Raw genomic sequence first — 19,703 nt, forward strand, 5'->3', positions numbered from 1 at the left:
GGGGCGTCACGCGTGACGCAGGGGGGTCGAGTTCAAAAGGCGCGGGCGCTGGCCGGACTCGTAGGCGCGCTCGTGCCGCGAGAGTTCGCCGCAGCCACCACGTAAAAATACCGGGTACGTGAGACCACGTTCGTATCGACCCAGCTCGTGGCGGAGACGGTCGCCACGGCGTTGTACGGGCCACCGTTGATCACGCTGCGCCGAACCTCGTAGCGGCTCGCGCCATTCGAGGCGACCCAGGACAACGTGATGCGCCCCGGGGTCGCGGCGGCCGCGAGCGAGGTCGGCGGCGTGGGGTCCGGAATGGGAAAGGTCCGCGTCACGGGGGTGAGCCAGAGGAGCGGGTCGCGCGCCTCGCGCTTCTGCTCGACGTGGATGAAGGTGCCGCTGGCGGTCGTCGCGGCGGTGCCGCATACCTGGTCGTTCACGACGCCGTTCAAGAATCGCCCCTCGACGTTGTCGGTGGCGTTCAGCCCGCATGTGCCGCTGCCGGGCATCGTGATGCTCCACGTCGGGTTCGTCGCCTCGGCCTCGGTGTCGAGCGTACGCACGAGAGCGTTCGCCGCGGGTGCGCTCGCGAGGCCTGGCGAGATGTACACCGTGACGCCCGGGCACGTGTCGGTCCCCATGCCGTGCCACTGCACCTGGTGATGCTGGCGGGAGCCGTAAAACGCGGAAATCTCGCGCGACGCCGTGTAGAACAGCCCCCCCGTGTCGTGCGCGCAATCGGCCTTCCGGTAGTCGGCATCGCAAGCAAGCAACGCATTCGCGTTGCGATGCGCCCCGCAGAGGAGGAAGCTCCGCGAATCCGTCCGCTTGAAGATCTCGATGGCCTGGAGGTCGGTGTCGACGTCCGCGAGCGGGTGGGGCGCCTGGTGCGAGACCTCGCGCGAGGCAGTGGGGTCGACGATGAACGTGCCCCAGCCTCGATCCACGATGCCGTCACCGTTCGCGTCGGAGTCCTCCAGCAGCACGCAATACGTCTTGCCGTTCTCGACGTCCCTGAACGTCCGGAGATCCATGATCGGGGCGATGCTCGCCCCGAGAGCGAAATCGCAATGTCCGTTCAGCATGCGCGACACGGCCGTGCGGAGGTCGGCGAGGGCCGTGGGCGATGGCGGATTGTACCCCTCGGAGCCCGATTTCGGCATCGTGTCGCGGATACAGGCGGCGAGCTCGCGCAACGTCTCGGCCGGGCGGCACCCGATCTCGGACGTCGCGATCGCGGACGTGGCGACCCCAATGGCATGCGCGGGGGCCGATTCGTCCGTCCGGACGAACCAATCCTCATACCCACACGAAGCCATGAACATGGTCACGACGCATGCACCCGTCCCCTTGCGAATGGCACGCATACATCCCTCCCCTCGAACACACCATCTGCCACATCGTCGCAGGATGTGCTCGCCGCACGGAGATTCGCGCCTGTCGGGAGACCGGTTTCGCCGAGGAACGGATGAGTTTTACAGGACGAACAAGTTCAAGGCGTGCAGTACGGACCCTGGCCGCCCACGATGAGGCACATTCCCGAGACGACGACGGAGCAGCCCGCCGCGCACGACGGCTTGCAGTCGGCCGCCTGGAACGCCTCGAGCGCCGCGGCGAAGGCCTGCGCCTCGGCGCTGCCGCCGGCCTTCACGAACGAATTGCAACCGCATTCGTCCGTGACCTTCTCCGCGCACTGCCCCGAGGCGCCGAGGACGCACGACTTGGCCGCGATCCGCGCGGCTTCGAGGTCGGCCTGCAGATCCGCGCAATCGGCGCCGCCGCCGCTGCCGCCCGCGCCGCCGCTCCCCGGGCCTGCGTCCGTCGACGCGGGCGCGCCGACCTCCCAGTCGTATACGCAGCTCGCCACGAACACAGAAATCGTGGCGCAAAGAACGATCACGCAGCGCGTTATGCCAGAGACGGGGGACACGAGCGGGCAGGCTACCAAGAGAGACGCGCGGCCGCCAAGCGTTGCCACGGCAAACGTTTATCCGGGACGCTCTGCGCACCGGGTCTTGTGGTAGGCTCGGGCCCTCATGCGACGCGAGCGCTCGCACGGCCGGATGACCTTTGCCCTCGCCGGAGCCGCGCTCGTGCTCCTCAGCGTGACGACGAGCGGAGCGGCCGCGCCCGACTCCGCAACCGAGGCGAAGGCGGCCTACGATCGCGGCGCGGCCGCCTACGAGCGCGGCGACATGACGACGGCCGCGCGGGAGCTCGCCCGCGCCGACGCGCTCCTGCCGAACCCCGTGGCGCTCGCGTCGGCGCTGCGGGCCGCGATCGAAGGCGACGAGCCGGTGCTCGGAATGGAGCTCGCGGCGCGCGCCGATGCGCGGGGCGAGGATGCGACGCTCGTCGAGCTCGCGCGCACGGCACGCGCGCGCTTCGGGGCCCGCGTGGGCAAACTCCGCGTGGTTTGTCCGGGGGCGTGTCGTGTATCCGTCGACGGCGCGCCTTTCGAGGCGAACGAGGAGCGCTACGTGCGCGTGGGTCCGCACGTGGTGGTGATCGAGCAAGGCGCCGCGCGTGAAGAGATCCCGACGGAGGTCTCCGCCGGCGCATCCCTCACGGTCACGCCGAAACGCCCGCCGGATACGCAGAAGACCGCGGATGGATCACGTCGACTCTCGCCCGTGTGGTTCTTCGTGGGCCTCGGCGCGACGGTGGCTTCCGGCGCGGCGCTCACGGCGTTCGGCCTGCAAACCAAGAACCTGCACGACGACTTCGTGGCGCGCGGGTGTCCCGGCCCCGCGGCCCCCGGCGATTGCCGTGGGATCGCGAGCGACGGGGAAGGCGCGCAGGTCCGGACGAACGTGTTCGTTGGTCTGACGGCCGTCTTCGGCCTCGCGACCATCCCCCTCGGCCTCTTCTCGTTCGTCGGCGATGACGAGCCGGCGGCGGCTCGTTTGTCCTTTGAAACCCAGCCCGGCGGCGGCGTCGCCAAGGTCTCCGTGTCCCTGCCGTGAGCGCCCCTCGTTACGAGCCGCTCGTGAAGATCGCCTCCGGCGGCATGGCGACGGTGTACGTCGGCGTGCTGCGCGGGCCGCTCGGCTTCCAGCAGCTCGTGGCGATCAAGCGGCCGCACGAGCACCTGCTCGAAGACCCCGGCTTTCGCGACGCGCTCGTCCGCGAGGCGCAGATCGCCGCGCGGATCCACCACGCGAACGTGGTCGACGTGCGAGACGTCGAGCTCACGGGCGCGTCGATTCAGCTCGTCATGGACTACGTCGAGGGCGCGTCGCTCGGTCAGCTCATGGCGGCCGCGGGGCGCGCCGGCCAAAGGCTCGCGCCGGGCGTGGTCGTGCGAATCGCGCTCGACGCGTGCGCGGGGCTCGCGGCGGCGCACGCGCTCGCGGATGACGAGGGGAGGCCGCTCGGGCTCGTGCATCGCGACGTGTCGCCGCAGAACATTCTGGTCGGCCTCGACGGGGTCTCGAAAATCACGGATTTCGGCGTGGCGAAAGCGGAGGACGATTCCCGCGCGCCGACGACGGTGGGCACGCTCAAGGGAAAGGTCGGGTACATGGCGCCCGAGTACATCCGGGGCGAGCGTCCGGACGCGCGGGTCGATGTGTTCGCGATGGGCGTGGTGCTCTGGGAGGCGCTCGTGGGCAGGCGCCTGTTCAAGGGTCAAAACGAGGGTCAGGCGCTCGATCGCGCGCTCAAGGAGGAGGCGCCGCTCATCAGCGTGGTTTTGCCGGAGCTCGGGGACGCGCTCGACGCGGTGGTGCGGCGAGCGCTCGAGAAGGAGCCTGCGGCGCGATTTCAGAGCGCGGACGAGTTTGTCGCGGCGCTCGAAGAGGCGGCCCGGCGCGCGGGGTATTTCGCGAGCGCGGCGGTGGTATCGCGGGTCGTGCGGGAGACGGTGGGCGACACGCTGGCCGAGCGGCGAAAGGAGGTGCGCGCGAGGCTTTCGGAGCTCGGTTTGCCCTCGGTGCGCGCGCCGTCGGCGTCGATGTTGGAGGCGCCGGCGCCGCGGAGCGAGGTGGCCATCGCGGAGGCGACGACGCACCAGTTGGCGGCCAGGGAAATCGCGGTGATGCCAGCGAGCAAGCCGCGGCGTGGGGTGGGTTTGGGGATTGCGGCGGCGATGTCGATGCTGGCCGTGGGCGCAGGCGTTTTCATGTTTGGCAGGGAGAACAACGAAGGAACGGGGGCCGCCAGCGCTGCCGCTGCCGCTCCCGCTTCCGCGACCGCTTCCGCCGCCGCTTCCGCGACCGCGACCGCTTCCGCCGCCGCTTCCGCGACCGCTCCCGCCTCCGCCGCCGCTTCCGCCTCCGCTTCCGCTCCCGCTTCCGTGCCGAGCCCCGCGCGCCCGAAGCCCACGGCGACCGCCACGGCCACGGCCAAACCGAAAAGCCGCCTGCCGCCGAACCCGTACGCCAAATGAGATACGCATGAGCGATTTCGACGATTTCGAGCAAGGCGCCACGGCGCGTGTCCCCGCGCCCGTGACGGGGCTCAGACTTCCGTCGGTCGACCTCGTCGTCGTCGAGGGCAAGGACCGGGGCAAACGAGTCACCGTGCAGGCCTCGGTCTCGCGCATCGGGACGGCGGGCAACTGCGATCTCGTGCTCACGGATCCCACGGTGTCGCGCATGCATTGCGAGCTCCGCGTCCGCGCAGGGACGATGACCGTGAAGGATCACGGCAGCACGAACGGCACGTACGTGGGCGGCGCGCGAATCCGCGACGCGGACGTGCCCGCGGGCACGGTGCTGCGCGTGGGGGCGACGTCGATCCGGATGGACGTGGGGGACGCGCCTTCGTTCGTGGAGGTTTCGCCGCGGACCTCGTTCGGCGAGCTCGTGGGCGCGAGCCTGCCGATGCGGCAGCTTTATGCGGTGCTCGAGCGGGTCGCGCCGATCGATACGACGCTGCTCGTGACGGGCGAGACCGGGACGGGCAAGGACGTGGTCGCGCGCTCGGTGCACGCGATGTCACGGCGAAACGCGGGGCCGTACGTGCCGATCGATTGCGGCGCCATTCCGGAGGCGCTCTTCGAAAGCGAGCTCTTCGGGCACATGCGCGGCGCGTTCAGCGGCGCGACCTCGGATCGGCGGGGCGTATTCGAGGAGGCGGACGGCGGGACGTTGTTCCTCGACGAGATCGGCGAGATGCCGCTCGCGCTCCAGGCGAAGCTGCTCCGCGCGATCGAGACCCGCACGGTAAGGCGCGTCGGAGGCAACACGGCGAAGCGCGTCGACGTGCGGATCGTGGCCGCGACGAACCGGGATCTCGCGCGGCGCGTGAACGAGGGGACGTTCCGCGAGGATCTTTATTATCGGCTGGCCGTCGTCGAGGTCTCTCTGCCCTCCTTGCGCGAGCGCCCGGAGGACGTGCCGATCCTGGCGCAGCATTTCTACGACAAACTCTCTCCGGGCGCGGGTCCTCTGCCGCAGGATTTCTTGCGCCTGCTCGCCTCGCGGAGTTTTCCGGGCAACGTGCGCGAGCTCCGGAACTTCATCGAGCGGAGCGTCTCGCTCGGGTTCGTCTCGCCACACGGGCCGCCCTCGGCGCCTCCCCCCTCGGTGGAGCGGCCGCACGCCGAGCTCGACGATCTCGTGCCGCTGCACCTGCCGCTGAAGGACGCGCGGCAGGCGTGGACCGAGCGGTTCGAGGAGGTGTACCTGCGGGCAATGCTGAAAAAGACGGGCGGGAACGTGACGCGGGCGGCGGAGCTCGCGGGCGTGAGCCGGAGGTTTCTGCAAAGGCTCGCGGCGCGGCTCGGGATCCGGGCGAGTGACGAGGGTTAGACCTCGCGATCAGAACACGATTCCAGCCCGCGCGAGCGGGGCACGGACCGACTCTTCGATCGTGACGCGCGCGAGCTCCGAATAGGCTGACGCCTCCATCCACCCGAGCTCGCGCACGTGTTCCAGGAGAAACCCTTCGCTGGTCACGCCGGAGACGACGTGGCTCTCGCCGTGCTCCCAGAGCGGACGATACGCGTCGAGGGTTCGTCGCGCCGCTTTCCCGAGGCGATCCCGCTCGGCGGGGCCGAGCTCCGCGCGGATCCAGTCGAGGTAAAGGAACCCGAACCGACCGTGGTGCGCCTCGTCCCGCACGATCGTCTCCAGGATCGAACGGCTGAGCGGATGCGAGGCGCTGCGCATCGCGCCCGAGAGCAGCGGAAAGCTCAGGGCCTCGCCCACGCAGCAGAGGCGCACGACGAGCTCGTTCGCCCGTTCGAGCGGGCCGAGCGAGGGATCGAGGTCGAAGACGATGTCCTCGGGATCGTAATGGATGGGCGCGCCGCCGCCGAGCCGCATGGCCATGCGCGCGCAGAGCTCGACGTGGAGCACCTCGTCGATCGCGAAGCGGCTCGCCATGCCGAGGAGGTCGAGCGGCGCGCGCGCCTGCACGAGGGCCTGGAGCATCTGGCCCATGGCCGCGGCGGTGCAGAACTCGTTGAACGCATTCTCGGTCCACCCGACCCGCGCCCGCGCGACGAGCAGCGGCGGATATCGCGAGGGATCGAGGCTCTGCCAGGGGTAGTCCCGCTCGATGTCGCCGAGCGCGCGCTCGTGCAGGGTGCGCGCGAACCCGTTCGAGAAGGAGAGATCGAAGATCTCGCGGGCCATGCCTCAGCCGCGGCGGAGAATGACGAAGGCGAGGAAGACGACGAGAGCCACGAGCACGAGCCCCATAACGACCAGGGCGACAATCGTTCGGCGTCGGCGGCGTTCGAGGACGTCTTCGGCCTGCTCAAAGCGGCTCGGGCCGGTCGTGTATCGCGAGCCCTTGGGATTGCCCATGATGATGGGCTGCCGATTGGCGAGCTCCGGCCCACGGGACCTGTCGTCGCTCGTGGCTGCGCTCGTCGCCTCGCCCCCTCCGCCCACGGGGTCGACCGGCCTGGGCACGAGGAGCGGCGTCGCGTCACCCCGCGCCTGCGGCTCCCCAGGGGGATCGGTGAGGGACCAGGTCTTCTTGTCGGTCATGGGGCCGTGTGGACGTTATCACGCCTTGGACGCGGCTGGGCTCGTCGCAGGACCGTTCGCTGGGTGGGGTGAGATGCGCTGCTGGCCCCGGGAGCTCACCCGGAAACGGTAGCGGAAGCGGAAGCGGAGGCGGGAGCGCGGGCGCGGGCGGCAGCGGCGGCGCTAGCTCCGGCTCGTCGCGGCGGACGTGCTACTGGAATGCCTCCATCGAGCCGAGCAGCCAGTTCCCGGGGGCGTGCGGGTCCGCGCTCAGGTAAAATTCGACGATGGCCTGCCGGAACTCGGCATAACTGAGCTGACCGCTGCCATCCCGATCGAGCCGCTTGAACGCCTCGGTGGACGTCGCCGGAGGGACGCCCAGCGCGTCGTACATCCGCACGTACTCTTCCCGCGAAAGACTGCCGTTGCCGTCGCGGTCGAGGGCTCCAATCAACCCGTCGGCGATGCCACCCACCGCATTCTCGAAATTCTCCGGTGCGATGACACTGGCGTTCATGATGCGGATGAACTCCTCGAGCCCGATCTTCTCGCCCGGCGTGTTCTCACTGGCCTGCAGCAAGACGCTCCACCAGTACATGAAGGCCTTGTGCATCGCGGTCTTGTTCTTCTGGTCATTCTCGTCCGCCAGGGCGGTGAACAGCCCGGCGATCTTCTCGAAATCGTCCCGGGTGAGCCATCCATCGCCATTCTGGTCGAACCAGGTGAACACGTAACCGAATTTCTTGACCTGCAAATCAGTCGTCATGATGATGCCTCCTGGGTTCGCATTGCGCAGGAACTTCAATCATTTCGCCCGGCGACCGCCGTGAACGAGACCGGCACGAATCGCTCGCCGTCCCATTTCATGAAACGATATCGCGGCGAGCTCAGGGGCTCCGGGAAGGTGAAGCGCACCTTCAAGACCTCCCCCGCCGGCGAGACCTCCTCGATCGTCGCGCGGTGCGTGCCGGGCTCGAAGACCTGCCCCGCCCGCCACGGTTTGCCCGTCGTGTAGAGCTGCTCGAAGAGCGTCGGGAAGAAATGACCCTGCTTCGGGCGAACCGCGATCTCGTTCTCCGAGAGGACCTCGACGTCGACATCGCCCACCACGTACGAGAGCGAGTAGTAATGGATCCGCTCGCCGCCGAGGCCCTGGTAGAGCTTGTCGACGTAGGAGATGTTCGGGTTGTGCGTGATCGGCTTGTAATCGGTCACGCCCGTCGGGAGCACGCGGCGGAGGTAGAGGCCGTAGAGCGCGGTCATCTCGCGCTGGTGCCAGTTCAGGAAGTAGACCTCGAGCTTGTCCTCGGGCAAACGCTGGTAATCGATCGTCTTCGCGAGCGAGTCCGAGATCACCCGGAAACGGCCGTCGAACGTGGCGACGATGTAAATGCACACCTGGCAGAGCACGGGCGCGAGCACGAGGTGCAAGAACACGAGCGTGCCGGCGACGGCGCGATACGGGCGGCCCTTGGGGAACCGCGTCACGGCCTCTTCGAGGACACGCGCGACCATGTAGGCGAAGCCGATCGAGGGCAAGAAGAGGTTGCGCGGGTCGGGGAAGCTCGTCGTCACGATGACCTGGCCCGCGACCATCGTGAGCACGAAGAAGCGGAGCGGCCTGTCATTGCGGAGCCAGCGCCACGCGAGCGCCCAGAAGCCGACCGTGACCGCGCCGAGCGCGAGCGCCGCGAGCGGATAGTCGCGCACGGGCGTGCTCGAGAGGACGTGCAGGGGCACGCCCGTCGCGAGGATCACGGCGTGGAAGAAGCCGGACCGGAAGAAATGCTCGGCCCAGAGGCCCGGGTTCTTCAGCGGGTTGATGTAATAGACCGAGTTCGCGCCGTGCCCGAGCACCACGAAATAGAGGACGATGAACGCCACGCTGACCAGGAAGAACCCGGTCAGCATGCCGAGGTGCGGGCGAATGCGCGCGAAAAAGGTTTGTCCCGGGCGCTCGGGGAAGACCACGACGTGCGCGAGCACGAAGAGCGGGAGCACGAAGCCCGACTCCTTGGAGAGCAGGGCGCAGGTGTACGAGAGGAGCGAGAGGCCCGCGAAGGCGCGGCCCGATCCCTCGCGGTACCGGATGAACGAGAGGAGCGAGGCGAGGACGAAGATCGCGCCGACGGTCTCGTTGCGGTTCGCGCTCCACACGATGTTGAGGGCGTGCGCGTCGTCGAGCGCGAAGACGGCGACCGCGAAGACGAGCGGCCAGCGAGACGGCGAGAGGTACCGCGCGAGGAGGCGGTGGACGAGGAAGACGGTGACCGTGTAAAACCCGATGTTGATGAGGTGCGCGGCGATCGCGCTGTGGCCGAAGAGCTGGTACTCGAGCCAGTGCGTGATCGACGGGATCGGGCGCCAGAAGTTGATCCGCATGTCCGGATCGGTCCACCAGGGCGCGAGGCCGAATTTCTTGAATGCGACGACCTCTTCGGTCGAACGGATGAGGCCAAAGAGGTTCAGGTGCTCGCGGAAGATGTCCGGGAACTGATCGAGCGCGAGCCGGTGCAGCCAGTCGTCCGCGAAGAAGCCGCAGCGGAGCGAGGGGACGTAGAAGATCGCCGTGAAGAGCGCGACGAACGCGACGGCGCGCCGCACCTTGGCGCGCGCGAGGGATTGCTCCGAGGGCGCGGCGTTCTCCTCCTGGGCTGTGAGCGCGGTCGTCACGAAAGGACCTCGCCGGGCTCGGCGTGGCGCGCGAGGACGCGGCGCTCCCATACGATCGCGATGAGGGCGATCAGCGTGAAGACCACGATACGAAGCACGAAGTAAACCTCGAAACGATCGAGCGCGATGGCGAGGACCATCAGATCCATGTGCGGGGCGTTGCCGCAGAGCGCCCATAACCGCATGGGCGCGCGGTGCGTCGCGACGTACGTCTTGCCGAACGCGTCGTCGGCAGGCCGCTCCGAGAGGCGCACGCCGAGAGGGCTCACCTTGGCGAGCAAGGATTGACGGTTGCCGAGCTGCCAGACGAAGACCGTCATGAGGACGCGCTGGAAGAGCGAGCCGCCCTGCCGCACGTTTTCCAGCGTCTTTTGCGCCCGCTCGCGATCACCGCCCTGGTGCTTGCCACCCGAGTAGAAGCGCAGATAGAGGGCGCAGTGGAAATCGTAAAGCATGAGGTGGTGCGCCCACGCAAGATGCGCGCCGAGGCCGAGCGCCGCGGCGAGCAGGGGGCGGCCCGAGGTCTGCCCGAGGTGGTAGATGGCCGCGAGGGTCGTGGTGATGTTGACCGCGTAGTCCGAGGCGCCGTCGATCGCGTGGCCCGTCTCGGACGAGGTCTTTTTCAGCCGCGCGATCATGCCGTCGACGCCGTCGAGGATGGCCGACGCGAAGAGCAGGAGCGCGCCCGCGAGCCGCACGTAGAGGCTGCCCTCGACGATGCAAGCCGCGGCGCCGAGGCCCGCGCAGAGGGACAGGAACGTGACCTGGTTCGGCGTGATGGAGGTCTTCACGAGCGGCCGCGCGAGCAAGAGCTGGAGCGGCCGGTGGACGTGGAGGTTCACGGGGTCCTCCACGTCGGGGGATTTGATCACGTCGCTGAGGCGGATGGTCATCGCTTGGAACGCAAAGGATGAGAGGTAGGGCGCGCGCCACGCAGGCGCGAGCGAGGCCCCATTTGGCATGAAGGACGACAGAAAGAAACCGTCGCCGCACGGCACACGGTGTGAACGTGGTTCACGCCCCGGAGGACGGTGCGTAGGCAAGGTAGCGGCGAGCACGTTCTCCTCCGAGGCTTTCCGGCTCGCGGGCTTGCAGGCCCTCTCCGGCGTGCACTATCCTCCCGCGTCCGGCGGCCGTGGATCCCGCGCCGAGACGCGCTTTTCCAATGCACGAACGTACCTCCCCCCGGCCTCTCCGCGCCCTCGGTCGATTCCAGGCGCGTCGGCCTTTTCTGGTCCTTCTCTTCGCCCTGCTTTCGCTCGTCCCCACGGGCTTCTTCGCCACGAAGATCGGCTTTCGTCCCGACTTCTCGGAGTTATTGCCCGACAACAAGGACAGCGTGATCGAGATGCGCCGGGTCTCGGCGCGCCTCTCGGGCATCACCACGCTGACGGTCACCGCCGAGATCGCGGACGGGAAAAACGAGGCGGCCCTCAGGGCATTCGTGGACGCGATCGTGCCGAAGCTCGAGGCGCTCGGGCCGCCCTGGGTCGAGCAGGTCGACTGGAGCTCGCGGGAGACGAAGAAGTTCGTCGACGAGAACAAGCTGCTCTTCGCGGATCTGGCGGACCTCGAGAAGGCGCGTGACGAGGTCGTCGCGAGGTACGAGTACGAGGTCCAGAAGGAGACGGGCACCCTGCTCGACGACTCGGATCCGCCGCCGCCGATCACCGCCGCGTCGCTGAAGGAGCGGCTGACGGGGAAAAAGGCGGGCGAAGCGCCGGCAAAACCGAAGAGCCAGGCGGAGATCGATCGAGGCCCGCATCCGAACGGGTATTACATGAGCGCCGACGGCAAGTTCGCCGCCGTCATCGCGCGGACGAGCCTGTCGAAGAAGGCGGATCGCGAGGAGCTCAGGCGCAAGGTCGAAGGGATCGTCGCGGAGATCGACCCGAAGAAGCTCGATGCGACGATGGAGGTCGGATACACGGGAGATCTCGTCATCAGCGGCGAGGAGTACGACGCGATCGTGCGGGACCTCGGCGAGGTCGGCGTGGGCGGCGTGCTCGGCGTGCTCGTGCCGGTGCTCCTGTTCTTCCTGCGGGTGCGCACGGTGCTCGTGATGGCGGGCAGCCTGCTCGTGGGGCTCGTGTGGACGTTTGGCCTGACGTATTTCACGATCGGATACCTGAACAGCTCGACGGGCTTTCTGGTGACGATCATCGCCGGCAATGGCATCAACTACGGCATCATGTACATGGCGCGGTATCTCGAGGCGCGCCGTGACGACGGGGCCGACGTCGAGGGGGCGATCGAGGCGGCGCACAAGGACACGTGGCTGCCGACGCTCTCGGGCTCGGCGACGACGATGCTGGCGTACGGCTCGCTGATGCTGACGGATTTCCGAGGCTTCAAGCACTTCGGGGTCATCGGCGCCTACGGGATGCTGCTCTGCTGGCTTTCGACGTACCTCTTCACGCCGGCCCTGCTCGCGGCGACGGAGCGGGTGCGCCCGGTGTATTTCCCGAGCAAGGAGAAGACGAAGGCGCGCGGGTATTACGGCGTGCTGTTCGCGAAGCTCGCGCAAGCGGCGCCGCGCACGCTCGGGGCGATCGGCGTCACGGTGGGGCTCATCTCGGTGGGGCTCACGTATCGGTATTTGACGAATGATCCGATCGAGTACGACATGCGCAACATCCGCAGCGAGCGGCGCGACAAGAGCGCGGCGCTGTCGCTGTCGGTGCGCGTAGGGCACATCGTCGGGCGGATGTCGCAGGACGGAATGGCCGTCATGACGGACCACCTGGATCAGGTCCCGCTGCTCGAAACGGAGCTGCAAAAACGGCTCGAGGCGGCGCCCGCCGACGCGAAGCCGTTCGAGAAGGTGGTGACGATCCACTCGCTGATCCCGAAGGAGCAGGCGAAGAAGATCCCGCTCATCGAGGACATCCGGCGCATCGTGCTGAAGGCACGGAAGCGGAACCTGATCTCGGACGCGGACTGGGCCGAGATCGGGCCGTACATGCCCACGGAGGACTTGAAGCCGATCGCGATCGCGAATCTGCCGGAGACCGTGGCGCGGCCGTTCACGGAGAAGGACAAGACGCGCGGGCGGATCGTGTATATCGTGCCGAAGCAAGGCCAGAGCGTGTGGGACGCGCATTACCTCATCCGCTGGGCCGATAGCTTCCGGTCGACGACGCTGCCGAACGGCGACGTGATCAAGGGATCAGGGCGCGCGGTCATCTACGCGGACATGATCCAGGCCGTGGTGGAGGACGCGCCAAAGGCGGTGGGGCTCGCGGCGATCGGGGTCGTGGTGATCATTTTGATCGCGTTCCGGGGCAGCCCGCAGTCGCTCGGGGTGTTCGTCCCTTGGCTCTTCGGCGTGTCGATGCTGCTCGGGTTCCTCCATCTCCGGGGCATCAAGCTCAATTTCTTGAACTTCATCGTCCTGCCGATCACGTTCGGGATCGGGGCCGAGTATTCGCACAACCTGATGCAGCGATATCTCTCGGAGGGCGGCGCGCGGCTCGATCGGGTCTTCACGGAGACGGGCGGCGCGCTCGTGCTCTGCTCGATGACCACGTGCATCGGGTACTTCGCGTTGATGTTCTCCATCAACAAAGGGATCGCGAGCTTCGGGCTGGCGGCGGCGGTCGGGGAGATCGCCTGCCTGCTCTCCGCGGTGCTGATCTTGCCTGCGTTCCTCGTGTGGCTGGACCGCCGGCGCAAGGCGGCGCAAAACGCGGCGCCTTCGGCCGAGGGCAGCGGCGGCGGCCAGGCAGCCTGAGAAAAACCCTCCTTACCTTCTCGATTCCCACCCGATGCGTATCGTTTATCTCGCCCCGAACATCCCGGTCCCGGGCACGCATGGCGGCTCGACGCACGTGACCCACGTGTATCGCGAGCTCGCGAAGCGCCACGACGTGCTGCTCTATTGTCGATCGGGCTCGACCCAGGAGGGCGCGCTCGCGCGCGGATTCAACCTCCACCCGGTGCTGCAAAAGGGCTTCTTGCCCGTGGCGTTCGCGCGCGTGGTCGGCGCGGTGCGGCGCTTCCGGCCCGACGTGATCTACGAGCGGTACTCGGCGTTCGGGCTCGGGCCCCTGCTCGCGCGGGCCACGGGCGCGCCCTGCGTGCTCATGACGCTCGACCGGGACGCGAGCGCGCTGTCGTTCCGGTTCTCGGATCGTATCGTGGCCACGAGCGCGGAGTTCATCCCCCAGGAATACCGGGACAAACTCCGGATCGTGCACTGGGGCGTCGACGTGGACGGGCTCGTCGGCAAGAGCGGCGAGGCCGTGCGAGCGCGATACGCGAAGCGCGGGGAGCGGATCGTGCTCTACACGGGCAGCTTTCCGGACTGGCACGGGGTCGAGGTGCTGGTCGAGGTCGCGCAATCGTGGGCGGGGCCGGACGTGGTGTTTCTGCTCGTCGGGGATGGTCAGGACAAACGGCGCGTGGAGCGGTTGGCCGCGTCGCGCGGAGTCTCGGGGCGGGTCGTGTTCGCGGGGCGGGTGCCGCACGGGGAGATCGGCGCGTACATCGACGCGGCGGACGTGTGCGTGGCGCCGTATGCGCCCTCGAAGCACCCGATTTTCCGCGTCTACGGCATGAACCGGGACCCCATCAAGGTGCTCGAATACATGGCGCTCGGGAAGGTGGCCGTGACGATCGACACGCCGCGCATGCGGGAGCTCTTCCGGGCCGACGAGGACGTGCTCCTCTACCGTGCCGAGGACCCGGATGCCTTGCGGCAAACGCTCACGAAGGTGCTCACGGACGGGGATCTTCGCGCCCGCGTCGGAGAGGCCGGCGCCTCGCTCGTTCGGTCGCGGTACACGTGGAGCCACCACGCGGAGGAGCTCGAAGCCGTGTTCGGCGAGATCGTTCGTCGCTGAGCGATCCGCTCGGCCAAAGGCTCAGGGCGCGCCTTCGTCGACGATCGCCTGCGTCGCGGCCTCCAGCCACCGGCGGGCGGAGGCGATGCGCGTGTCGTCGAGCGCCTGGATGGGCAAGAGCCTCCAGCTCGTGAGAAAGCCGCTCCAGAGGATGTGGAGCTGCGCCGCGCGCCACGCGCCGTCGGGGGGTCCGAGCCACTCGGCCAAGGGCGTGAGCACCTTCGTCTGAAGCAGCTCGACGCTCGTCGCGTGGGCTTCGGGATCCGCCGCGGAGAGGATCATCATGGCCAGCGGGCCCCGTGCATCCGGCGTGTTGCAGAGGGCCGACACCATGTCCGCGCAGAAGCGGTGCCGATCTCCTCGGAGCACCGGAGAGATGTCGAGCACGGAGTCGAGCGCCGCGCGGAACAGCCCCTGCTTCGAGCCGAAGTAGCGGCCGACGAGCGAGGAGTTCACCCCCGCGAGGTCCGCCACGTCGCGCACGCCGGTGTTCGCGAAGCCTCGCGTGGAGAACAGCGTCCTTGCGGCGACGAGGAGCGCGGCGCGCGTGCGGTCGGCATCGCGCTGGCGCGCCAACGTCTCGGGCTCGGTCGGGGGCTTGTACACAACTGTTTACTTACGACGGCGGATGGGGTACGTCCAGCCATGTACACAGCCGTGTACTACGGCGATGGAGTCGAAAGGAGCGTGCCGATGGATGCGACGACGAAGGGTGAGGCCACCTTTTCCCCGGAAGCGCTGAAGGAGAAGTACCGGCTCGAGCGCGAGAAGCGGCTGCGCCCTGACGGCAGCGCCCAGTACATCGACCTCAGCAAGGTGTACGCGGACTTCGACAAGGATCCCTACGTCGAGCCCGGTTTCACCCGTCCGGCGGTGACCGAGACGATCGACGTGCTGATCGTCGGCGGTGGCTTCGGCGGCATGCTGGCGGCGGTGCGGCTGCGCCAGGCGGGGGTTCATTCCTTCCGCGTCGTCGAGAAGGGCGGCGACTTCGGCGGCACCTGGTACTGGAATCGTTATCCGGGCGCCGCCTGCGACGTCGAATCCTACATCTACATGCCGCTGCTCGAAGAGACCGGCTACATCCCGACGGAGAAGTACGCGAAGGCGACCGAGATCTTCGCCCACTGCCAGCGGATCGGCCGGCAGTTCGACCTCTACAAGGCGGCGCTGTTCCAGACCGAAGTCGAGCAGATGGACTGGGACGAGAACGAGCGGCGCTGGATTGTCAGGACAAGCCGCGGTGACAGGCTCGCGGCGCGATTCGTGGTCATCGCCGGTGGCATCCTCCACAAGGCGAAGCTGCCCGGCATCCCGGGGATCGAGACCTTCAAGGGCCACAGCTTCCACACGAGCCGGTGGGACTATTCCTATACCGGCGGCGGCCCGAGCGGCGGCATGAGCCGGCTCGCCGACAAACGCGTGGGCATCATCGGGACGGGAGCGACCGCGGTGCAGGCAATCCCCCACCTCGGCGCTTCGGCGAAGCAATTGTACGTCTTTCAGCGCACGCCGTCGGGTGTCGGCGAACGGAACAACCAGCCGACCGACGAGGCCTGGGCGAAGACGCTGAAGCCCGGGTGGCAGAAAGAGCGCATGGACAACTTCAGCGCCATCGTCTCGGGCAACCCGCAGAACGTCGACCTCGTGCGGGACGGCTGGACCTACATCTTCGATGATCCCACGACCCGCGGCGCCACGACCCCCGAGGAGGCGGCCCAGATGCGCCAGATGGCCGATTTCCGCAAGATGGAGGAGATCCGCGCGCGGGTGGAGTCCATCGTCGAGGATCCGGCCGCGGCCGAGGCGCTCAAGCCCTATTACAACCAGCTCTGCAAGCGGCCGTGCTTCCACGATGAATACCTGCAGACGTTCAATCGCCCGAACGTCCAGCTCGTCGATACCGACGGCAAGGGCGTGGAGCGAATCACGCCGACCGGCGTGGTCGTGAAAGGCAAGGAGTACGCGGTCGACTGCCTCATTTACTCCACGGGCTTCGAGCTCTCGAGCGAATACACCCGACGGCTCGGCTTCGACATTCGCGGGCGCGGCGGCAAGTCCCTGCGCGATAGCTGGGCCGACGGCCCGGTGACGCTCCACGGCATGCACACCCGCGGCTATCCGAACCTCTTGATGTTCAGCCCCACCCAGAGCGGCTGGGCGATCAACTTCGTCCACGTCATCGACGAGCAGTCGAAGCACGCCGCCTACATCATCGAGCGTTGCCTCACGCGGGGTATCGAGACCATCGAACCGACGGAAGAGGCGCAGCAGAAGTGGTGGGAGGTGATCCTCGGCAGCCTCATGAAGAGCACCGTCCACTTCGGCGGTCCCGAATGCACGCCCGGCTATTACAACAACGAGGGGCACCTGAGCCCGAGCTTGGCGCGCTTCGCCGCTTATTCGGGCGGCACGCTCGAGTTCTTCGAGATCCTGCAGAACTGGCGCAAGGCCGACGATCTCGCGGGGCTCGAAGTGACGCGTGGCTGATCGGTCGAGCGTGAGCGCCTGAGCCCCCCCGGAGGTCCCCCCGTGAATCGATTCCTCTCCAAGTCCCTGCTCGCCTTTCTGCTTTTGGGATGCCAGCCCGCGGCCGCTCCTCCCCAGGCCCCGCCCGAGACCCCGCCGCAGGTGTCTCCGCAGGCCTCTCCGCAGGCGTCTCCACAGGCCCCTCCACCTCCCAAGACCTATCGCAAGGAGGTGGTCGTGGCCGGCTCTCCCTTCCAGGGCGTCCATGGGATGGTCGTCGACGGCAAGGGACACCTTTTGGCCAGCAATCTGCTCGGTCAGACGGTCCATTCCGTCGACTTGAAGAGCGGCGCGGTATCCACGTTGGTGGGGCCTCCTCTCGGCGGCGCGGATGACGTGACCCTGGGGCCCGATGGTTCCGTTTATTGGACCGGCTTTTTCTCCGGTCAGTTGATGCGGCGCACGCCGGATGGCAAGACGCACGTCCTTGCCAAGGAGCTGCCAGGCCTCAACTCGCTGGCCTTCCGCCGCGACGGCCGGCTCTACATCACCCAGCTCGGCCGGGGCGATACGCTGTGGGAGGCGGATCCGGAAGGGAAAAAGGCTCCGCGCAAGATCCTCTCCCCGGTCGGCTTCCTCAACGGGTTCGAGTTTGGCAAGGACGACCGGCTCTACGGCCCGATCCTGCTCAAAGGGCAGATTGTCCGGATGGACGTGGACACGGGGAAAATGGAGGCCGTGGCGGAGGGCTTCGGGATGCCGACCGCCGTGAATTTCGACGCGCGCAAGGAGCACCTTTACGTGGTCGACGCGGCGCGCGGCGAGCTCGTGCGCGTCCGTTTGCCCAAGGGAACCAAGGAGGTCGTCGCGAAGCTGCCCACCGGGCTCGATAACCTGGCGGTCGGCCCCGACGACCAGGTGTACGTGTCGAACATGGTGGATAACGACATTCGTGTCGTCAATCCCGCCGATGGCTCCGTCCGGCCCCTCGTCGAGGCTCGATTGAGCGTGCCCTCCGGGCTCGCCGTCGCGCCGGAGGATCCGGACGAGCAGCTCTACGTGGCGGACGTGTATGCCTTTCGCCGGGTGGGAGGGCGTGATGGGAAGATCAACCAGACGACCCGCGTCCTCTCGACGCGGTTGAACTTCCCCATGAACGTGAGCCTGAGCGCGAAACACGTGGTGTTGAGCACTGGCTACCTCGGCGGCCACAGTAGCGTGCAGGTTCTGGATCGGGCCTCGGGAGAACTCCTGCGGACGATTCCCACCCCGAATGGCGCCCAGGGCGTGCTCGAGCTCCCCGATGGCACGCTGCTCGTCGCGGAGGCGAGCACGGGCAAGCTCGTGCGTATCGATAACGCCGAACCCGCGAAGACCACGGTGCTGGCCGAGGGCCTCGAGGGGCCGGTGGGGCTCGTGGCGGACACGGAGGCGAAGGAGCCGGGCGTGTATGTCACCGAGGTGCGCTCGGGGAAGGTGATCCGGGTGCGTTTGTCGGATGGATCGCGGCAGACGGTGGCCAGCGACCTTCGGGCGCCCGAGGGCATTGCCCGGCATCCCGACGGCGGATTGATCGTCGCCGAGGTGGGCCGAAAGCAGCTCGTGCGCATCGATCCCGCCACGGGGAAGTCCACCGTGCTCGCGAGCGATCTGCCCATCGGTTTGCCCGAGAGCGAGGGCCTGCCGCCGGGCTACATTCCCACGGGGGTTGCGGTGGGCCGCTCGGGCACCATCTACCTGTCGTCGGACATCGAGAGCGCACTTTATCGATTCGTGCCAGCGCCCTGAAAACCCCCTTTCGAAGGAGTCTACGGCCATGAAGGTCCGGAACAAGGTCGTCGTCGTGACCGGCGGCGGAAATGGCATCGGCAGGGAGCTCTGTCTCGGCCTCCTGTCGAAGGGCGCGAGCGTCGTGGCCGTCGACATCGACGCCTCTGCCCTGGAAGAGACGCTCGCGCGGGCCGGGAAGAACCGGGACAGGCTGGCCACCCGCATCGTGAACATCACGGATCGGAGCGCGGTGGATGCACTCCCGGCCGAGGTCATCTCCCGCTTCGGTGCCGTCGACGGCATCATCAACAATGCGGGGGTCATTCAACCGTTCGTCCGAGTGAAGGACCTCGACTATGCGGCGATCGACCGGGTGATGAACGTCAACCTGTTCGGGACGCTCTACATGATCAAGGCGTTCCTGCCACACCTGCTCGCGCGGCCCGAGGCGCACATCACGAACATCTCCAGCATGGGAGGATTTTTGCCCGTGCCGGGACAAACCATTTACGGAGCGGCCAAGGCGTCCGTGAAGCTCTTGACGGAGGGCTTGAACTCGGAGCTCCAGGGGACGAACGTGAAGGTCACGGTCGTCTTCCCGGGAGGGGTTCACACGAACATCGCGCAGAACTCGGGCGTCAACATCGAGACGAAGGGCGGAGAGGGGTCGGCGAGGATGCTTCCGGCCGACAAGGCCGCGCGGATCATCCTCGAGGGCATCGAGAACGACCGCTACCGCGTCCTGGTGGGACCCGATGCCATGCTCATGGATGCCCTCTACCGGCTGGATCCTCAGCGCGCTGCGCGGTTCATCTACAAGCAAATGGTCGGCTTGTTGCCGAAGTAGGCTCCCGGCAGATGGCCGTGGAGTCAGCGGACGCGGACAGGCCGTTCGGAGGCACCACTCTGCCTAACACTACTGCGGGACCTTCATCCACCTCTGCGCGGGCTCGAGCGGGTCCTGGGTGGGGTTGTGTCGTTTGTTTCTTACTTTGTCCTCCAAATCTTGCGCCCGGTTTGCCCAGGTACTTGAAAG

The 19,703-nt window shown here is 67.6% G+C and carries 16 protein-coding genes; 8 read left to right on the forward strand and 8 right to left on the reverse strand.

Annotated elements, in window-relative coordinates:
• Positions 1–32: 32 nt before the first annotated feature.
• A complete protein-coding gene (locus tag QHF83_RS45160) occupies positions 33–1,355 on the reverse strand; it encodes a fibronectin type III domain-containing protein (RefSeq protein WP_282424323.1) in 1,323 nt (440 codons plus the stop codon).
• A 125-nt stretch (positions 1,356–1,480) separates the two neighbouring features.
• Entirely contained in the window at positions 1,481–1,918 is a 438-nt protein-coding gene (locus QHF83_RS45165) for a hypothetical protein (protein WP_282424324.1), read from the reverse strand.
• Positions 1,919–2,024: 106 nt separating this feature from the next.
• Between QHF83_RS45165 and QHF83_RS45170 the strand changes: the two genes are divergently transcribed.
• From QHF83_RS45170 to QHF83_RS45180, 3 genes are read left to right on the forward strand one after another with little or no spacing between them, the layout of a single operon-like run.
• Positions 2,025–2,954: a hypothetical protein gene (locus QHF83_RS45170; protein WP_282424325.1), complete on the forward strand. Its 930-nt coding sequence runs from the start codon at positions 2,025–2,027 to the stop codon at positions 2,952–2,954.
• On the forward strand, positions 2,951–4,378 hold the full coding sequence (locus QHF83_RS45175; RefSeq protein WP_282424326.1) for a serine/threonine-protein kinase: 1,428 nt from the start codon (positions 2,951–2,953) through the stop codon (positions 4,376–4,378). The genes QHF83_RS45170 and QHF83_RS45175 overlap by 4 nt, the downstream gene beginning before the upstream one ends.
• A gap of 7 nt (positions 4,379–4,385) precedes the next feature.
• Complete coding sequence (locus QHF83_RS45180) at positions 4,386–5,744, forward strand: sigma 54-interacting transcriptional regulator (RefSeq protein WP_282424327.1); 1,359 nt, start codon at positions 4,386–4,388, stop codon at positions 5,742–5,744.
• Between the two features lie 9 nt (positions 5,745–5,753).
• Here the strand turns inward: QHF83_RS45180 and QHF83_RS45185 are convergent, their stop codons facing one another.
• From QHF83_RS45185 to QHF83_RS45205, 5 genes are all read right to left on the reverse strand, one after another.
• Complete coding sequence (locus QHF83_RS45185; protein WP_282424328.1) at positions 5,754–6,572, reverse strand: ferritin-like domain-containing protein; 819 nt, start codon at positions 6,570–6,572, stop codon at positions 5,754–5,756.
• A 3-nt stretch (positions 6,573–6,575) separates the two neighbouring features.
• The gene (locus QHF83_RS45190) at positions 6,576–6,932 is read right to left on the reverse strand and encodes a hypothetical protein (RefSeq protein WP_282424329.1); all 357 of its coding nucleotides are present in this window, start codon (positions 6,930–6,932) and stop codon (positions 6,576–6,578) included.
• A gap of 190 nt (positions 6,933–7,122) precedes the next feature.
• Positions 7,123–7,677, reverse strand: a complete 555-nt coding sequence (locus QHF83_RS45195) for an EF-hand domain-containing protein (RefSeq protein WP_282424330.1) — start codon at positions 7,675–7,677, stop codon at positions 7,123–7,125.
• Positions 7,678–7,712: 35 nt separating this feature from the next.
• Positions 7,713–9,584: a glycosyltransferase family 39 protein gene (locus QHF83_RS45200; RefSeq protein ID WP_282424331.1), complete on the reverse strand. Its 1,872-nt coding sequence runs from the start codon at positions 9,582–9,584 to the stop codon at positions 7,713–7,715.
• Positions 9,581–10,477 (reverse strand): CDP-alcohol phosphatidyltransferase family protein, encoded by an 897-nt coding sequence (locus QHF83_RS45205; protein WP_282424332.1) that lies wholly within the window; start codon positions 10,475–10,477, stop codon positions 9,581–9,583. Before QHF83_RS45205 ends, QHF83_RS45200 begins: the two co-directional genes overlap by 4 nt.
• Before the next feature lie 272 nt (positions 10,478–10,749).
• On the opposite strand from QHF83_RS45205, the gene QHF83_RS45210 reads away from it, so the two are divergent.
• Together QHF83_RS45210 and QHF83_RS45215 are read left to right on the forward strand one after the other, a co-directional pair.
• Positions 10,750–13,317 (forward strand): MMPL family transporter, encoded by a 2,568-nt coding sequence (locus QHF83_RS45210; RefSeq protein WP_282424333.1) that lies wholly within the window; start codon positions 10,750–10,752, stop codon positions 13,315–13,317.
• 34 nt (positions 13,318–13,351) lie between these two features.
• Positions 13,352–14,428, forward strand: coding sequence for a glycosyltransferase (locus QHF83_RS45215; protein ID WP_282424334.1), 1,077 nt, complete (start codon positions 13,352–13,354; stop codon positions 14,426–14,428).
• A gap of 21 nt (positions 14,429–14,449) precedes the next feature.
• On the opposite strand, the gene QHF83_RS45220 is transcribed toward QHF83_RS45215, so the two are convergent.
• Positions 14,450–15,034 (reverse strand): TetR/AcrR family transcriptional regulator, encoded by a 585-nt coding sequence (locus QHF83_RS45220; protein ID WP_282424335.1) that lies wholly within the window; start codon positions 15,032–15,034, stop codon positions 14,450–14,452.
• Between the two features lie 87 nt (positions 15,035–15,121).
• Here QHF83_RS45220 and QHF83_RS45225 point away from each other — a divergent pair, with 87 nt between their 5' ends.
• The 3 genes from QHF83_RS45225 (at position 15,122) to QHF83_RS45235 (ending at position 19,514) form a co-directional block, all read left to right on the forward strand.
• Positions 15,122–16,918 carry an NAD(P)/FAD-dependent oxidoreductase gene (locus QHF83_RS45225; protein WP_282424336.1) on the forward strand — a complete coding sequence of 599 codons (1,797 nt, stop codon included), beginning with the start codon at positions 15,122–15,124 and terminating at the stop codon, positions 16,916–16,918.
• A 216-nt stretch (positions 16,919–17,134) separates the two neighbouring features.
• Positions 17,135–18,685, forward strand: coding sequence for an SMP-30/gluconolactonase/LRE family protein (locus QHF83_RS45230; RefSeq protein ID WP_282424337.1), 1,551 nt, complete (start codon positions 17,135–17,137; stop codon positions 18,683–18,685).
• A 28-nt stretch (positions 18,686–18,713) separates the two neighbouring features.
• The gene (locus QHF83_RS45235; RefSeq protein ID WP_282424338.1) at positions 18,714–19,514 is read left to right on the forward strand and encodes an SDR family oxidoreductase; all 801 of its coding nucleotides are present in this window, start codon (positions 18,714–18,716) and stop codon (positions 19,512–19,514) included.
• Positions 19,515–19,703: the final 189 nt, after the last annotated feature.

The organism is Polyangium sp. 15x6 (genome assembly GCF_029960785.1).
Taxonomy (GTDB): Bacteria; Myxococcota_A; Polyangia; order Polyangiales; family Polyangiaceae; genus Polyangium.

Bases quoted from the DNA above. Each gene is read 5' to 3' on its own strand.
- QHF83_RS45190 (WP_282424329.1), bottom strand. From the start codon at position 6,932: ATGACCGACAAGAAGACCTGGTCCCTCACCGATCCCCCTGGGGAGCCG.
- QHF83_RS45185 (WP_282424328.1), bottom strand. From the start codon at position 6,572: ATGGCCCGCGAGATCTTCGATCTCTCCTTCTCGAACGGGTTCGCGCGC.
- QHF83_RS45205 (WP_282424332.1), bottom strand. From the start codon at position 10,477: ATGACCATCCGCCTCAGCGACGTGATCAAATCCCCCGACGTGGAGGAC.
- QHF83_RS45195 (WP_282424330.1), bottom strand. From the start codon at position 7,677: ATGACGACTGATTTGCAGGTCAAGAAATTCGGTTACGTGTTCACCTGG.
- QHF83_RS45170 (WP_282424325.1), top strand. From the start codon at position 2,025: ATGCGACGCGAGCGCTCGCACGGCCGGATGACCTTTGCCCTCGCCGGA.
- QHF83_RS45180 (WP_282424327.1), top strand. From the start codon at position 4,386: ATGAGCGATTTCGACGATTTCGAGCAAGGCGCCACGGCGCGTGTCCCC.
- QHF83_RS45215 (WP_282424334.1), top strand. From the start codon at position 13,352: ATGCGTATCGTTTATCTCGCCCCGAACATCCCGGTCCCGGGCACGCAT.
- QHF83_RS45160 (WP_282424323.1), bottom strand. From the start codon at position 1,355: ATGCGTGCCATTCGCAAGGGGACGGGTGCATGCGTCGTGACCATGTTC.
- QHF83_RS45210 (WP_282424333.1), top strand. From the start codon at position 10,750: ATGCACGAACGTACCTCCCCCCGGCCTCTCCGCGCCCTCGGTCGATTC.
- QHF83_RS45235 (WP_282424338.1), top strand. From the start codon at position 18,714: ATGAAGGTCCGGAACAAGGTCGTCGTCGTGACCGGCGGCGGAAATGGC.
- QHF83_RS45225 (WP_282424336.1), top strand. From the start codon at position 15,122: ATGGATGCGACGACGAAGGGTGAGGCCACCTTTTCCCCGGAAGCGCTG.